Source organism: Variovorax sp. EBFNA2 (assembly GCF_033802765.1).
Lineage (GTDB): Bacteria > Pseudomonadota > Gammaproteobacteria > Burkholderiales > Burkholderiaceae_C > Variovorax > Variovorax paradoxus_H.
Genome location: NZ_CP138496.1, coordinates 543,506 through 558,676, shown reverse-complemented (window position 1 = coordinate 558,676; position 15,171 = coordinate 543,506). Strand labels below are relative to the sequence as shown.

Annotated in this window: 15 protein-coding genes; 5 read left to right on the top strand and 10 right to left on the bottom strand. The window is 68.4% G+C overall.

Annotated features, from left to right (window positions below):
* Positions 1-54 precede the first annotated feature (54 nt).
* The 3 genes from RZE79_RS02530 to argS all read right to left on the bottom strand — a co-directional run bounded on the left by RZE79_RS02530 (position 55) and on the right by argS (position 3,308).
* A complete protein-coding gene (locus RZE79_RS02530) occupies positions 55-699 on the bottom strand; it encodes a thiol:disulfide interchange protein DsbA/DsbL (RefSeq protein WP_192194669.1) in 645 nt (214 codons plus the stop codon).
* A gap of 162 nt (positions 700-861) precedes the next feature.
* The gene (locus tag RZE79_RS02525) at positions 862-1,608 is read right to left on the bottom strand and encodes an SPOR domain-containing protein (protein WP_153280974.1); all 747 of its coding nucleotides are present in this window, start codon (positions 1,606-1,608) and stop codon (positions 862-864) included.
* Positions 1,609-1,622: 14 nt separating this feature from the next.
* Positions 1,623-3,308 (bottom strand): arginine--tRNA ligase, encoded by a 1,686-nt coding sequence (gene argS / locus RZE79_RS02520; RefSeq protein ID WP_153280975.1) that lies wholly within the window; start codon positions 3,306-3,308, stop codon positions 1,623-1,625.
* Between the two features lie 133 nt (positions 3,309-3,441).
* Between argS and RZE79_RS02515 the strand changes: the two genes are divergently transcribed.
* Positions 3,442-3,795 carry a hypothetical protein gene (locus RZE79_RS02515; RefSeq protein ID WP_319358892.1) on the top strand — a complete coding sequence of 118 codons (354 nt, stop codon included), beginning with the start codon at positions 3,442-3,444 and terminating at the stop codon, positions 3,793-3,795.
* A gap of 85 nt (positions 3,796-3,880) precedes the next feature.
* Here the strand turns inward: RZE79_RS02515 and RZE79_RS02510 are convergent, their stop codons facing one another.
* The 4 genes from RZE79_RS02510 to RZE79_RS02495 all read right to left on the bottom strand — a co-directional run bounded on the left by RZE79_RS02510 (position 3,881) and on the right by RZE79_RS02495 (position 7,484).
* On the bottom strand, positions 3,881-4,333 hold the full coding sequence (locus RZE79_RS02510; protein WP_319358891.1) for a DUF2214 family protein: 453 nt from the start codon (positions 4,331-4,333) through the stop codon (positions 3,881-3,883).
* A gap of 64 nt (positions 4,334-4,397) precedes the next feature.
* A complete protein-coding gene (locus RZE79_RS02505) occupies positions 4,398-5,324 on the bottom strand; it encodes a LysR family transcriptional regulator (RefSeq protein WP_319358890.1) in 927 nt (308 codons plus the stop codon).
* Positions 5,325-5,365: 41 nt separating this feature from the next.
* Entirely contained in the window at positions 5,366-6,556 is a 1,191-nt protein-coding gene (locus RZE79_RS02500) for a CaiB/BaiF CoA-transferase family protein (RefSeq protein ID WP_319358889.1), read from the bottom strand.
* Positions 6,549-7,484: a hydroxymethylglutaryl-CoA lyase gene (locus RZE79_RS02495; RefSeq protein ID WP_319358888.1), complete on the bottom strand. Its 936-nt coding sequence runs from the start codon at positions 7,482-7,484 to the stop codon at positions 6,549-6,551. The genes RZE79_RS02500 and RZE79_RS02495 overlap by 8 nt, the downstream gene beginning before the upstream one ends.
* Positions 7,485-7,573: 89 nt before the next feature.
* Here RZE79_RS02495 and RZE79_RS02490 point away from each other — a divergent pair, with 89 nt between their 5' ends.
* On the top strand, positions 7,574-8,314 hold the full coding sequence (locus tag RZE79_RS02490; RefSeq protein WP_319358887.1) for an IclR family transcriptional regulator: 741 nt from the start codon (positions 7,574-7,576) through the stop codon (positions 8,312-8,314).
* Positions 8,315-8,559: 245 nt separating this feature from the next.
* On the opposite strand, the gene hisC is transcribed toward RZE79_RS02490, so the two are convergent.
* Positions 8,560-9,537 carry a histidinol-phosphate transaminase gene (gene hisC, locus RZE79_RS02485; protein WP_319358886.1) on the bottom strand — a complete coding sequence of 326 codons (978 nt, stop codon included), beginning with the start codon at positions 9,535-9,537 and terminating at the stop codon, positions 8,560-8,562.
* A gap of 182 nt (positions 9,538-9,719) precedes the next feature.
* Here hisC and RZE79_RS02480 point away from each other — a divergent pair, with 182 nt between their 5' ends.
* From RZE79_RS02480 to RZE79_RS02470, 3 genes are all read left to right on the top strand, one after another.
* Positions 9,720-10,397, top strand: coding sequence for a haloacid dehalogenase type II (locus RZE79_RS02480; protein WP_153280982.1), 678 nt, complete (start codon positions 9,720-9,722; stop codon positions 10,395-10,397).
* Positions 10,398-10,448: 51 nt separating this feature from the next.
* Positions 10,449-12,623, top strand: coding sequence for a malate synthase G (locus RZE79_RS02475; protein WP_319358885.1), 2,175 nt, complete (start codon positions 10,449-10,451; stop codon positions 12,621-12,623).
* A gap of 152 nt (positions 12,624-12,775) precedes the next feature.
* A complete protein-coding gene (locus tag RZE79_RS02470) occupies positions 12,776-14,047 on the top strand; it encodes an MFS transporter (RefSeq protein WP_319358884.1) in 1,272 nt (423 codons plus the stop codon).
* A 16-nt stretch (positions 14,048-14,063) separates the two neighbouring features.
* Here RZE79_RS02470 and RZE79_RS02465 read toward each other — a convergent pair whose 3' ends face one another.
* Both RZE79_RS02465 and RZE79_RS02460 read right to left on the bottom strand, forming a co-directional pair.
* Positions 14,064-14,846 carry a hypothetical protein gene (locus RZE79_RS02465; RefSeq protein WP_319358883.1) on the bottom strand — a complete coding sequence of 261 codons (783 nt, stop codon included), beginning with the start codon at positions 14,844-14,846 and terminating at the stop codon, positions 14,064-14,066.
* On the bottom strand, positions 14,839-15,066 hold the full coding sequence (locus tag RZE79_RS02460; protein WP_319358882.1) for a hypothetical protein: 228 nt from the start codon (positions 15,064-15,066) through the stop codon (positions 14,839-14,841). Before RZE79_RS02460 ends, RZE79_RS02465 begins: the two co-directional genes overlap by 8 nt.
* Positions 15,067-15,171: the final 105 nt, after the last annotated feature.

Sequence of the window (15,171 nt, the reverse complement as noted above, 5' to 3'; positions counted from 1 at the left end):
AAAGCCCGCCGAAGCGGGCCTTGCATTCGACCAGAAATCAGGCCGGCGGGTCGGTCAGCCCTTCTTGGCTTCGCCGGTCAGGAAGGTCGCGACCTGCAGCACCTTGGCCATGCTGCCGGCGGTTTCGCCGTCGACATACCAGCGACCTGCCACGGCCAGAGCCGGCACGCCGGCCACCTTGTAGGCCTCGGTCTGCTGCGCGGCGCGACGGGCCTTGCTGGCCACGCCGAAGGACGCAAAGGTTTCCTTGAACTTGGCGCCGTCGAGGCCGGCACGCTCGGCCCAGGCCTGGATGTTGGCTTCGCCGTTCAGGTTCTGGCGCTGCGCGTGAATCGCGGCGAACACCTTGGAGTGGTATTCCTCCAGCTTGCCCATCGCTTCGAGCGTGAAGTACAGGCGCTGCTTGGCCTCGACGTCGTTGCCCACGAAGGGCACCGGGATGCGGCGGAACGCCACTTCCTTCGGGGCTGCCTTGACCCAGGCTTCGAGCGAGGGCTCGAAGTCGTTGCAATGCGGGCAGTTGTACGAGAAGAACTCGACCACCTCGATCTTGCCGGCCGGTGCATCGACCGGCACGCGCTTGTCGAGCACGAGGAAATCGGTGCCGGCCTTGGGGGCGCGCTGGGCGTGTGCCGGAACGGCAGCCAGCGAAAGCAGCCCGATCGAAGTGGCGGCCAGCGAAAAGTCACGACGTTTCATGGAAAAGGTTCTCCTGTGGGTACCGCAGACAGAGCCGGCGCGCCGCAGGGAGTTCCCCGTCGGCGGCGCGCCCGAGGCGCTGGAATTGACAAAACAGCGTGCGGCGGATGCCGCGCGGGCGAGAGCTTAAAGGCTGTTCAAGAAAGAGACCGCCGACCAGGGTCAGCGCTGCACGCGCACCAGCGCCGATTCGAGACCGCCGCCGTCGAGCCGTTCCTTGAGCCGGTCGGCGTCGTCCTTCTTGTTGAACGGGCCGGCGCGCACACGGTAGACCGTGCGACCGGCCTGCTCGCGCTCGGTGACCTTGGCCTCGACGCCCATGAGCGACAGCTTGGCGCGCTGCGCCTCGGCGTCGTCGGTGGTGCGGAAGGCGCCGGCCTGCACGAAGTACATGAAGGGATCGGCACCCGAGGCCGACGGTGCGGCGGACGCGGTGGTCGTGCTGCTGCCACCCGAACGGGCCCGGGCGAGGTCGCCCAGCGGATCGTTCGACGGCGGCAGGGCGTTGGCTTCGGCCGGTGTCGGCGCGGGGCGCGCCGGCTTGGGCGCCACCACCACGGGGGCCGGCGCGGTAACCGGCGCGGCGGCGGTGGGCGGCGTGCCCGGCGCCACGGTGACGGGGGCGCCGGTGATCGGGTTCACCGGGCCGGTGGCCGTGGCCGCCGGCGGCGTGGCGGCCGGCTTGGGCGCGCCGGCCTTGCCGGCCAGCGGTGCGTTCGGGTCCCAGTCGCGGTTCTTGCGGGCTTCGGCTTCGTCCTGCTCGGCACCGCCGCGTTGCGTCTTGTTGACGAACGGAATCGGCACCTTGGTGACGTAGACCGCGATGCCCAGGGCGACGCCCAGACCGAGCACCAGACCGATGATGAGTCCGATGACGATGTTGCCGCGTTGTCTGCTTGTCTTCTTCATGTTCAGAGGGTGATTCACATCTTGCTCGGCGCACTGACGCCGAGGATCGCGAGGCCATTGTGCAGCACCTGCGCACAAGCAGCGACGAGTGCCAAGCGCGCCTTCTTCAACGTTTCGTCGTCGACGAGAACACGCTCGGCGTCATAGTAGCTGTGCAGATTGGCGGCCAACTCACGCAGGTAGAAAGTTACGTCGTGGGGCGCGAAATCCTTGGCGGCGGCCGTCAACATGCTCGGGTACTTGGCCAGCTGAAGCATCAGCGTCTGCGCTTGCGGAGCCTGCAGCGAGGACAGGTCCACCGTGCTCAGCGAAGCCACGTCGCCGGCCCAGTCGCGCAGCATCTTGCAGATGCGCGCGTGCGCCATCTGCACGTAGTAGACCGGGTTGTCGTTGTTTTGCGCCAGCGCCAGGTCGATATCGAAAAGGAACTCGGTGTCGGGCTTGCGGCTGAGCAAAAAGAAGCGCACGGCATCGGTGCTGGTCCATTCGATCAGGTCGCGCAGCGTGACATAGCTGCCGGCGCGCTTGCTGATCTTGACCTCTTCGCCGCCCTTCATGACGCGCACCATGGTGTGCAGCACGTAGTCGGGATAGCCCTCGGGAATGCCTTCGCCCGCCGCCTGCAGGCCGGCGCGCACGCGCGCAATGGTGCCGTGGTGGTCGGTGCCCTGGATGTTCACGACCTTGTGGAAGCCGCGCTCCCACTTGGCGATGTGGTACGCGACGTCGGGCACGAAGTACGTGTACGTGCCGTCCTGCTTCTTCATCACGCGGTCTTTGTCGTCGCCGTAGTCGGTCGACTTCAGCCACAGCGCGCCATCCTGTTCGTAGGTCTTGCCGGCGGCCACGAGCTTGGCCACGGCCGCTTCGACGCGGCCGCTGGTGTAGAGGCTGGACTCGAGGTAGTAGTTGTCGAAGCGCACGCGGAAGGCCTGCAGATCGAGGTCCTGCTCGCGGCGCAGGTAGGCCACGGCGAATTCGCGGAGGCTGTCCAGGTCGTCGATGTCGCCGCTGGCGGTGTACTCGCGGTCATCCGACTTGACGGTCTTCTTCGCCTTGAAGTCTTCGGCGATGTCGGCGATGTAGTCGCCGTTGTAGGCCGGGGCTTTTTCGCCGCTGGGCCACTCGGGGTCGCCGGGCTTGAAGCCCTTGGCGCGCAATTGCGTGCTGTTGGCCAGCGTCTGGATCTGCACGCCGGCGTCGTTGTAATAGAACTCGCGCCACACGCTCTCGCCCTGCGAGGCCTGCAGGTTGCAGATGGCGTCGCCCAGCGCCGCCTGGCGGCCATGGCCGACATGCAGCGGGCCGGTCGGGTTGGCCGACACGAACTCGACCAGCACCTTCTGGCCCGTGGCCGGCTGGCGACCGAAGGCTTCACCCGCGTCCAGCACTTCGCGAACGATCTGCTGCTTGGCAGCGGCCTTGAGGCGGATGTTGAGGAAGCCGGGGCCGGCGATCTCGATCGCCTCGACCCATTGGCCGAAAGCGGGGGTGGCGAGCAGCGCAGCGCTCAGTTCGTCGGCCAGTTCGCGGGGCTTGCGCCCCAGCGGCTTGGCGAGCTGCATGGCGGCGGTGCTGGCGAAATCGCCGTGCGCCGCCACCTTGGGCGACTCGAACGCGGCTTTGGCACCGGCGCCGGGAGAGAGGGTTTCGAGCGTGTTCGCGAGCGCCGCGAGCAGCTCCTGTTTGACCAATAGCATCTGTGAATTTTACCGGGGGCAAACCCGGACCCAGTTAACGATCGTCATCCGATGGGCAACGTCGCCCGTTAGGATGGTCGGCCCCGAGGCGGGGCGCCTGTCACAACCCAACCTTGCAAGGACATATCCCATCATGAAGAAGCTCCTTTCCCTGGTCGCCTCCACCGTCGCGCTCGGCGCCTGCCTGTCGTTCAGCGCCTACGCGCAGGACAAGGCTCCCGCACCGGTCGCGGCCCCCGCTGCCGCCGCCGCTCCTGCCGCAGCCGCCGCGCCCGCCGGTGGTGCCAGCTGCGATGCCAAGGCGATCGACAAGAACGGCAAGCCCCTGGCCGGCGCCGCCAAGAACAGCTTCATGAAGAAGTGCACCAAGGAAGCCGCCGCGCCCGCCTGCGCCGCCAAGGCCATCGACAAGAACGGCAAGGCCCTGGCCGGTGCCGCCAAGAACAGCTTCATGAAGAAGTGCGAAGCCGGCGCCGCCAAGGCCTGATCCGGCGCAGCGCCGTGTGGCGCTGACATTTGTTACTCCCGAAGGGCCCGCTCATGCGGGCCTTTTCTTTTGTCTTTGGTGTTGATTACTTGCCGAAGCCGCGCGCCAGGAACACCGCGACCAGCGGAATCAGCGCGATCAGGTGCGCCTGGATCATCACCAGCTTGCGCGTCTTCAGGATGTCGGCCTCCGCGGGCAGCTTGCCCGTGGAACGCAGCGTCTTGCGCCAGCGGAAATAAGTCAGCGTCGGAAAGATCGACAGCACGCCCAGGATGATGAACAGCGTGAGCTTCACGTGCAGCAGCGGGTTGGTCCAGTACCAGGCCGTGCCCTTCACGCCCCACCAGGTGCGCGCGATGCCGGTGGCCAGCACCGCGATGGCGGCGATGCCGTAGACCATGTCGACCTTGGCCAGCCGTTCGACCACGGCGGCATTGAGCCATTGCACGCGGCACAGCGCGGCTTCGCTGGAGATGAACACGACCATCGTGAGGATGGCCAACAGATGCAGGTAGGCGAGGATGGCTTCGAGGGTCATCGGAAACTTTCTTCATCGGGGTTGCAAGCAAATGCAAAAAGCATTGTGCCGCCCGGTCACGATTTCAGGACCGCCCGCCCCAGAATTCCGGCTGCCCGTACTGCGCTTTGAGGAAATCAAGCCACAGTCGCACGCGCAGCGGCAGGTGCTTGGTGCCCGCGAACACCGCGTAGATGCCGTTGGGCGGCGCGGCGAAGTCGTCGAGCACCGGCACGAGCAGGCCGGCGTCGATCTCGGCCTCGACCTCCCAGGTGCTGCGCCACGCGATGCCGTGGCCCGCGAGGCACCAGTCGTGCAGCACCTGGCCGTCGGAACAATCGAGCGGGCCGCTGGGACGCAGGTGGATCAGTTCCTGCGCGCCCTCTTCATTGGTGATGCGAAAGGCCCAGCCGCGCGTCTGCGAGGCGTCGCTCGACAGCGTGAGGCAGGCAAAGCGCGACAGCTCGCCCGGGTGCTTCGGCGTGCCGTGGCGGCGCAGGAACTCGGGCGTGGCGACGCAGCGGCGGCGGTTGTCGGCCAGGCGCACGCTCACCAGCGACGAGTCGGGCAGGTCGCCCACGCGCACGGCGCAGTCGAAGCTCTCGCCCGTGACGTCGACCACGCGGTCGCTGAGGTTCAGCGAGATCGTCACCTCGGGGTGCAGCGCATGAAAGCGCGGCACCAGCGGCGCGACGTGGCGACGGCCGAAGCCGGCCGGCGCCGTCACGCGCAGGTGGCCGCTGGCCTTGATGCCGCCGGCGCTCACGCTGGCCTCGGCGTTCGCGAACTCGGTCAACAGGCGCTGGCAGTCTTCGAGAAAGGCGCTGCCTTCGTGCGTGAGCGCGATGCGGCGCGTGGTGCGCACGAGCAGCTTGACGCCCAGGCGCTCCTCGAGCGCGTCGATGCGCCGGCCCATGATCGCGGGCGCCACGCCTTCCGCCTTGGCCGCCGCGGTGAGGCTGCCGCGGGTCGCGACCGAGACAAAGGATTCGAGCTGCTTGAGGCGGTCCATGGCGCGGGAACTATATCGCCCGCCACCGCGTTCTCGCATTCTCAGTCGCCGGCCGTGACGCCCTGCGCCCGCAGCGCGGCGATGTCGCCGTCGCTGTAGCCCACTTCCTTCAGCAGCGCCTCGCTGTGCTCGCCGATGTGCGGCGGCTGCAGCCGGATGCCGGGGCGCTCGCCGCCGAGCGTGAACGGCGCGAGCGGCACCTTGGCCATGTGGCCGTCGTTCATGCGCACGGGCGCGAGGCCGCCGGTGGCGTTCAGGTGCGGGTCGTCGAACAATTCTTGCGGCTTGGTGATGGGCGCGAAGGGCAGCTCGTTCTGCTCGAACACCGCGCTGAGCTCGGCCGCGCTGTGGTTCGCGAGGTGCGAGCGCAGGATGGGCATCATCCAGTCGCGCGCGCGCACGCGGTCGTTGTTGGTCTTCAGGCGCGGGTCGGCCAGCATCTCTTCGAGGCCGAAGGCCTTGCAGAAGATGGCCCACTGCTTGTCGCTCACCGCTGCGAGGAAGATCTGCTCGCCGTCCTTCACGGTGAACACGTCGTACACGGCCCAGGCCGAGATGCGGCTGGGCATCGGGTCGGCGGCCTTGCCGGTGGCGGCGAACTGCATCATGTGCTGCGCGACCAGGAACACGTTGTTCTCGAACAGCGCCGACTGCACCTCGCAGCCCTTGCCCGTGAGCTCGCGCTGGCGCAGCGCGGCCATCGCGCCGATGGCGCCGAACATGCCGCCCATGATGTCGTTCACGCTGGTGCCCGCGCGCAGCGGATCGCCCGCGCGGCCGGTCATGTAGGCCAGGCCGCCCATCATCTGCACCACCTCGTCGAGGGCCGTGCGGTGGTCGTAGGGGCCGGGGAGGAAGCCCTTGTGGCTCACGCAGATGAGGCGCGGGTTGAGCTTGGCGAGCGTGTCGTAGTCGAGCCCCAGTTTCTTCATCGTGCCGGGCTTGAAGTTCTCGCTCACGATGTCGGCGGTGGCGATGAGGCGCAGCGCGGCCTCCACGCCTTCGGGCTTCTTCAGGTCGAGCGCGATGCTCTTCTTGTTGCGGTTGAAGGTCGGGAAGAAGCCCGCGCCCGAGCCCAGCAGGCGGCGCGTGTTGTCGCCCTCGATGGGCTCGACCTTGATGACTTCGGCGCCCAGGTCGGCCAGCAACAGGCCGCAGGTCGGGCCCATGACCATGTGGGTGAACTCGACGACGCGCACGCCAGCGTACGGCAGAGGATTGGCTTCAGACATGTGCGGTGGTTTCCTGGACAAAGCCCTTGGGCAGGCCGGCTTCGGGCGTCATGCCGTAGACCGGCTCGCCGGGCAGGCCGGCCTTGAGCGGCGCGCGCGCCGCGATGAGTTTTTCGAGGTCGATGCCGGTGCGCACGCCCATGGCCTCGAACATGAAGACGAGGTCTTCGGTGACCGCATTGCCCGACGCGCCCGGCGCATACGGGCAGCCGCCGAGGCCGCCGAGCGAGGCGTCGAAGGTGCGCACGCCCTCGTCCCAAGCCGCCAGACAGTTCGCGATGCCGAGGCCGCGCGTGTTGTGCATGTGGGCGGCGCCCGCGTGCACGCCGATCTCGGCGCGCAGCCGCTTGAACAGGCGGCGCACCTGCGCGGGGTTGGCGTAGCCCACGGTGTCGGACAGGCCCGATTCGTCGGCGCCGGCCTCGATGCATTGCGCCGCAAGGCGGATCACATCGTCTTCCGGCACCAGCCCCTGCAGCGTGCAGCCGAAGGCGGTGGAGATGCCGGCCTCGAGCTTCACCTGCGGCGCGATGGCGCGGCGCAGCTCGGCAATGGCGCGCACCTCCTCGACCATTTCGGTCGGCGTCTTGCGCACGTTGGCCAGCGAGTGCGCCACGCTGGCCGACACCGGCATCGTGAGCTTGTGCACGCCCGCCTCGAGCGCGGCCTGCGCGCCCTTGCGGTTGGGCACCAGCGCCATCACCACGAGGCCGGGCAGCGTGACGGCATGGCGCACCACCTCGGCGGCGTCGGCCATCTGCGGCAGCAGCTTCGCGGGCACGAACGAGGCGACCTCGATCTCGCGCACGCCGGCGGCGTACAGCGCGTCGATCCAGCGCAGCTTGTCGGCCGTGGGCATGGTGGCCTTCACGGATTGCAGGCCGTCGCGCGGGCCGACCTCGCTGATGAGGACGTCGGGGGAGGTCATCGGGTGCTTCCTTGACTGTTCTATCTTACAGAACTATATTCTGTTAAACAGAATTAAATCGGCAAGCCTGCCGACTGTCAAGCCACGCCATGCCCCGCAAAGCCCAGAACGAATCGGTGTCCGACCTCAACGCTGCCCCCGGCGGCGCCGCCGCGGTCGACCGCGCGCTGAGCCTGCTGTCGGCCTTCCAGCCCGGCGACGAGGCGCTGTCGCTCGCGCAGTTTGCCGAGCGCACGCAGCTCTACAAGAGCACGGTGCTGCGGTTGTTGGCCTCGCTGGAGCACGCGCGGCTCATCCGCCGGCAGGACGACGGGCGCTATGCGCTGGGGCTGGAGATTGCGCGGCTGCACGGGCTGTATGCGGCGTCGCAGTCGCTCGACCGCCTCGTGCTGCCGGTGCTGCGCACGCTCGCCGCGGCCACCGGCGAGAGCGCGGCGTACCACGTGCGGCAGGACCAGGGCGACAGCTGGGTGCGGCTGTGCCAGTTCCGCGTCGATTCGTCGCATGTGGTGCGCGACCACGTGCGCGCAGGCGACCTGCTGCCCAACGACCGCGGCGCGGGCGCGCGCGTGCTGATCGCCTTCGGGCCCGAGGCCGAACGGCCGCGCGGCGCGAAGGAACGCAAGCTGTACGACGCGATCCGCGCGCAAGGCTATTGCGCGCTGGTGGGCGACCGCACGGCCGAGCTGGCGGGCATCTCGGCGCCGGTGTTCCATGCGGATGGGCGACTGGCTGCGGCGGTCACGCTGACGATGCCGACGCATCGGTATGACGAACGCTATGTCCAGCCGGTGCGCGCAGCTGCGAAGGAACTCAGCGGGCAGGTCTGACGGTCTTGCTCCTTCCCCTCCCGGGGGGAAGGCTGGGATGGGGGCACGCGGCCTTTGAACAGGCTGCAGCGTATCGATCGCCGTCGAGCCCCCACCCCGCCCTCCCCCGGAAGGGGAGGGAGAAATACGGGAGCCTTCAGGGACCACAGCAGACAGATCTGACGGTCTTCTTTCTTGCTCCTTCCCCTCCCGGGGGAAGGCTGGGATGGGGGCACGCGGCCTTAAAAAAGCCGCACCGCATTCGCTCAGCCCAACGCCGCCAGCAACGCCTCGTTCTGCGCCGGCAGCCCGACGCTCACGCGCAGCCATTGCGCCAAGCCATACGGTCCCAGCAGCGAAACCTCGATGCCGGCAGCCAGCAGGCGCGCGTGCACGGCGGACGCATCGCCGACCTGCACCATCAGGAAGTTGCCCGACGACGGAACGTACGGCAGGCCCAGCGCGGTGAAGCCCGCAGCGAGCTGGTCGCGCCCGGCAGTGTTGAGTTCGTAGGTGCGCGCCAGAAACTCGGCGTCGCCCAGCGCTGCCACGGCCGCGGCCTGGGCCGGCGTCGTCACGTTGAAGCGCGGGCGCTGCGCGTTCATGCGCGCCGTGAGCGCCGGCTGCGACACGCCGTAGCCGATGCGCAGCCCCGCCAGACCGAAGGCCTTGGAAAAAGTGCGCGCCACGATCAGGTTCGGCAGACGGCGCACCCACTCCATGCTGTCGTAGCGCTGCGCGGGCGTGAGGTACTCGGTGTAGGCCTCGTCGAGCAGCACCGTCACGTGCGCGGGCACCGATTGCAGAAAGTCGCGCAGCGGCGCAGCATCGATGAAGGTGCCGGTCGGGTTGTTCGGGTTGGCGACAAAGACGAGCTTGGTGTCGTCGCCGATGGCGGCGCGCATCGCGTCGAGGTCGTGGCCGAAATCGCGCGAGGGCACGACGGTGGCGCGCGCGTGGGCGTGCGCCGTGGCCGCCGCGTAGACGATGAAACCGTACTGCGAATAGACGACGTTCTCGCCCGGCTTCAGGCTGACCTGCGCCGCCAGCTCGAGAATCTCGCTCGATCCGCTGCCCAGCGTGAGCCATTCGGGCGGCACGTCGAGCCGCGCGGCCAGTGCCTGCTTGAGCGCGGTGCCGTTGCTGTCGGGGTAGGTGCCCGCGCCTTCGAGGGCGGCAGCGGCGGCGCGGCGGGCCGACTCGGGCATGCCGAGCGGGTTTTCGTTGGAAGCCAGGAGGATCATTGCGTGCGAACTGGTTATTTAAGAAGTTAAATATATAGAGTTGCCATCGCCCCAGCCTCGGGGCCTACCCGTTGACGCCGGTGGCGGCCTTCCCGGGCCTTGTTCATTACATGCATTTTTGTCACAGATAAATCTCACTTTCGGCTATTACTGGCCCGCAAAGTATCGAATACAGTTCTCGCATGGCTTCACCTGGGGCAGTTCTCTTTGACGCTTACGGCACCCTGTTCGACGTGTACAGCGTCGCGCAGGCGGCCGAGCGGCTGTTCCCCGGCCAGGGGGCCGCGCTGGCCGTGGCCTGGCGCGACAAGCAGATCGAATACACCCGCCTCGTGACCACCAGCAACGACGGCGCGCACTACCGCCCGTTCAGCGAACTCACGCGTGCCGCCCTGCGCTACAGCACCAAGCGGCTGGGCCTGGCGCTCGATGACGCCGCCGAGCAGCAGCTGATGGACGCCTACCGCACGCTCGCCGCGTTTGAAGAAAGCCGCGAAGTGCTGCAGGCACTGAAGGCGCGCGGCGTGGTCACCGGCATCCTGTCGAACGGCGACCCCGGCATGCTCGACGCCGCCGTGCGCAGCGCCGGCCTGCACGGCCTGCTCGACCACGTGCTGAGCGTGGACGGCATCCGCAAGTACAAGACCCATCCCGAGGCCTACCGGCTCGGCGTCACGGCCACCGGCCTGCCGCCCGCGCAGATCGCCTTCGTGAGCTGCAACGGCTGGGACGCGCTGGCCGCCACCTGGTACGGATTTCGCACGCTCTGGGTCAACCGCTACCAGCTGCCTTTCGAAGAACTGGGCACGTCCCCCGAGCGCACCGGCCAGAGCCTGCGCGACGTGCTCGCCTTCTTCTGAACCAGGCCCCCGATTTCCATTTTTTGCATTGCGTTCCCAAGGAGAAAACACATGACCGACCGCACCACCGCCCACCGACTCCAGGTCGCGACCGAACTGCACCGCTTCGTCGAAGAAAAGGTCCTGCCCGCCAGCGGCGTGGCCAGCGACGTGTTCTGGAAGGGCTTCGACGCCATCGTCCATGACCTCGCGCCCAAGAACGTCGCCCTGCTCGCCGAGCGCGACCGCCTGCAAAGCGAACTCGACGCCTGGCACCAGAAGAACCCCGGCCCGATCGCCGACATGCCGGCCTACCGCGCCTTCCTGGAAAAGATCGGCTACCTGCTGCCGCAACCCAAGGGCGTGAAGGCCACCACGGCCAACGTCGACTCCGAACTCGCGTTGCAGGCCGGCCCGCAGCTGGTGGTGCCGATCCTGAACGCGCGCTACGCCCTCAACGCCGCCAACGCGCGCTGGGGCTCGCTGTACGACGCGCTGTACGGCACCGACGCCATCCCCGAAACCGGCGGCGCCGAGAAGGGCAAGGGCTACAACCCCGTGCGCGGCGCCAAGGTCATCGAGTTCGCGCGCAACGTGCTCGACCAGGCCGCACCGTTGGCCAACGGCTCGCACAAGAACGCCACCGGCTACAGCGTGAAGGACGGCCAGTTGGTCGTCGCGCTGCAGGGCAGCACCACCGGCCTGGCCGATGCGTCGCAGTTCATCGGCTACCAGGGCGACGCCGCCGCGCCGTCGTCGGTGCTGCTCAAGCACAACGGCATCCACCTGGACATCCGCATCGACCGCAGCACCGCCATCGGCAAGAGCGATGCGGCCGGCGTGAGCGACCTCGTGCTCGAAGCCGCGCTCTCGACCATCCTCGACCTGGAAGACTCGGTGGCCGTGGTCGACGCGGCCGACAAGGTCGTCGCGTACGCGAACTGGCTGGGCATCGTGCAGGGCACGCTCACCGAAGAAGTCGCCAAGGGCGGCAAGACCTTCACGCGCGGCCTGAACGCTGACCGCGAATACACCGGCGCCAACGGCCAGCCGCTGAAGCTGCACGGCCGCTCGCTCATGTTCCTGCGCAACGTGGGCCACCTGATGACCAACCCGGCCATCCTCTACGAAGGCGGCAAGGAAATCCCCGAAGGCATCCTGGATGCCGTGGTCACCACCACCATCGCGATGATCGATGTGAAGCGCAAGGGCAACTCGCGCACCGGCAGCATCTACATCGTCAAGCCCAAGATGCACGGCCCGGCCGAAGTCGCCTTTGCGAGCGAGCTGTTCGGCCGCGTCGAGCAGCTGCTCGGCCTGCCCGCCAACACCGTCAAGCTCGGCATCATGGACGAGGAGCGCCGCACCAGCGTGAACCTGCAAGCCTGCATCGCCGAAGCCGCCGCGCGCGTGGCCTTCATCAACACCGGCTTCCTGGACCGCACCGGCGACGAGATGCACACCGCCATGCAGGGCGGCCCGATGATCCGCAAGGGCGACATGAAGTCCAGCGCCTGGATCGGTGCCTACGAAAAGAACAACGTGCTCGTCGGCCTGAACTGCGGCCTGCGCGGCAAGGCGCAGATCGGCAAGGGCATGTGGGCCATGCCCGACCTGATGGCCGCGATGCTCGAGCAGAAGATCGCCCATCCCAAGGCCGGCGCCAACACCGCCTGGGTGCCCTCGCCCACCGCCGCCACGCTGCACGCGCTGCACTACCACCAGGTCAGCGTGACCGCGGTGCAGCAAGAGCTGGAGAAGATCGACGCCGAAGGCGAGCGCGAGAACATCCTGAACGCGCTGCTGCAGGTGCCGATCGCTGCCGAAGCCAAGTGGACCGACGCCGAGAAGCAGCAGGAAATCGACAACAACGTGCAGGGCATCCTGGGCTACGTGGTGCGCTGGATCGACCAGGGCGTCGGCTGCTCGAAGGTGCCCGACATCCACAACGTCGGCCTTATGGAAGACCGCGCCACGCTGCGCATCTCGAGCCAGCACCTCGCCAACTGGCTGCTGCACGGCGTGGTCACGAAGGCGCAGGTCGACGAGGCCTTCCAGCGCATGGCCAAGGTGGTCGACGAGCAGAACGCCGGCGACGCGCTGTACCAGCCGATGGCCGGCCACTTCGAGACCTCGGCCGCCTACAAGGCTGCGCAAGACCTCGTGTTCAAGGGCATCGAGCAGCCCAGCGGCTACACCGAGCCGCTGCTGCACGCCTGGCGCCTGAAGGTCAAGGCCGCGGCCTGACGCGGGCCCTGCGCGGGCCTGGCATCCGTCGGGCCTGACGCCTCGGAGACAGCCAACGAACGGCGCCCTCGGGCGCCGTTCTGCATGGGGCGCGACATGCCGGTAGCATCGACGCCGCCTTCCTTTTCTCTCTGCGGTCTCCGTCTCTTTCGATGAACAAGCACGCGGCATCGCCGCCTCCGACCCGCTGGTCGACCTCGGCCGCCGGCATGCTGGTCGCACTGGCCACCGCCTTCGCGCTGAGCCAGGCCTTTCGCACCGTCGGCGCCATGATGGCCACGCCGCTCACGCAGCACTTCGGCCTCACGCCGCAGGCGCTCGGCACCTGGGCCGGCACCTTCCATTTCACCTTCGGCATCATGCAGCTCGCGATGGGCGTGTCGATCGACCACTTCGGCGTGCGCCGCACCGTGCTCACCGCCTTTCCGCTCGCCATCGCGGGCGCCGCGCTGTGCACCGTGGCACCGGGCTTCGGCGCGCTGCTGCTGGGGCAGGCGCTGATCGGCGTGGGCTGCGCGCCGGCCTTCCTGGCCTGCACCGTGTTCATCGCGCGGCACTTCGACGCCTCGCGCTTCACCGCCATGTCAGGGCTGGTGATGAGCCTTGCGGGCATGGGCATCTTGTTCACCGGCACGCCGCTGGCGCTGCTGATCGAGGCCGCGTCGTGGCGCGCCGGCTATGCCGCACTGACCGCCTTCGCCGTGCTCTCGTGGATCGTCATCTTCTGGCGCGTGCACGAGCCCGCGCGCACGACAACAGCGGTCGCACCGGACGCACCCGCGCCCGAACGCCAGTCGCTGCGCCAGGCCGTGCGCGACCTGCTGCCGCTGTTCGCCATGCCGCACACGCTCGGCCTGCTGTGCTTTGCCTGCGTGTCGTATGCGGCCTTCATCACGCTGCGAGGCCTGTGGCTCGGCCCGGTGCTGCACGACCGCCACGGCCTCTCGCTCGTGGCCAGCGGCAACGTGGCGCTGGTGATGACCGTCGCCGGCATGGCCAGCCCCATGCTGTTCGGCCGCCTCGACCCCGGCGGCGCGCGCCGCACGCGCTGGATGATGCGCTGCGCCTTCGCCGGCGCGGCGATGTTCGCCGCCATGGCCCTCACGCAATCGCGCGCCATCGACATCGGCCTGCCGATCGTCTACGGCCTGCTGTCGGGCTACAGCGTGCTGCTGTACGCGTACACCAAGAACGCCTACCCGGCGGCCGTGACGGGCCGCGCGATGGCGCTGCTCAACATGGCGATGTTCCTCGGCGTCTCGCTGATGCAATGGACCACCGGCGTCGCCGCCTCCTGGGCCGTGGCCCACGGCAGCGAGCCGTTCCGCGCGGTGTTCCTCACGGTGAGCGGGATGCTGGCGGCGGGGACGTTGGCGTTTCTGCTGTTGCCGCGGGCGAAGGTGCCGGTACGGCCCACGCCCTGATCGCCGACACGCCGCCTCACGTCACATCACCCAACCGCGCCCGCACCTCGCGTCGGCTCAGCTGGCGCTTGGCGACGGCATAGACATCGTGACGCCCGTACATGTCGACGTGCGTGGGCAGGCCCGGCGCGGAACGTCGCGCCGCACCGCAGCGCGTGACCATGCAGCGACGCAGCACGTCGTAGCACTTGGGCTCTGGCTGCGCCGCGCCTGCGCGCTCGGGAAACTTCGCCAGCACGACCTCGAACCAGCAGCCCTCGACGCAGTGCCACTGCGTGGTCTCGTCGATCACGTGGTAGACCGCATACGGCGTGTCACCGCGCCGCCCGGCCCGGTCCACACGACGCGCCGCACGCGCTTCGCGCAATCGCCGGTTCGGCAACAGGATGCCGGTGATCGGATGCACGAACAGCTCGACCCCAGGCGCTTCGTGCAGCGGCACGCGGCGGCGGTCTTCCCAGCGGTACGGTCGCACCCGCACCTCGCCGTCGCACAGCACCGCGTCGCGCGCCACGAAATCGTCGACGTGCAAGAAGATGTGCGCCTGCACCGTGCTGCGGCGGTCGATGCCCGCGCACAGCTCGGCGTACACCTTGTCCCATGGCCGGTGCACCTGCTTGTGCAGCCAGCGCTTGAGCGGCTGGAGGTTTTCGCTCAGCCACTTCGGATGCTGCAGGCCGCGCTTCATGCCCAGGTGCGCCCCGCGCTCGGGGCTGTTGCGCCACGGGCGGCCGTCGCCCTGCACGCGCCAGCCGCCGCGCGGACGCTCGACGATCACCTTGTCCATGTCGTCACGCATCGTCGGACCTCCGCCTGAAATCATGCGCGGCTTTCTGCAGCGCCACCTTCTGCGCGCGCCGCTCGGCGCGGTGCGTGCGCAGGTGACGGCCTGCGCCCTGGCTGGATTCGCGGCGGGCCATCGCGGCCACCACGGGATTGCGCGGTGCCGACGCGGGCACCGCAAAGTAGAACCGGCCCAGACGCTTGTCGTCGTCGCGGGCCTTGCGTTGAGCACTCATGTGCGCACACTCCGAAAGAAACAAAAAGGCCCCGGCGAATGCAGTTGCGCGCGGGGCCCTTGTCGATTCGGCCGCGGCGGATGCGAAGGTGCACATCCGGCCGGG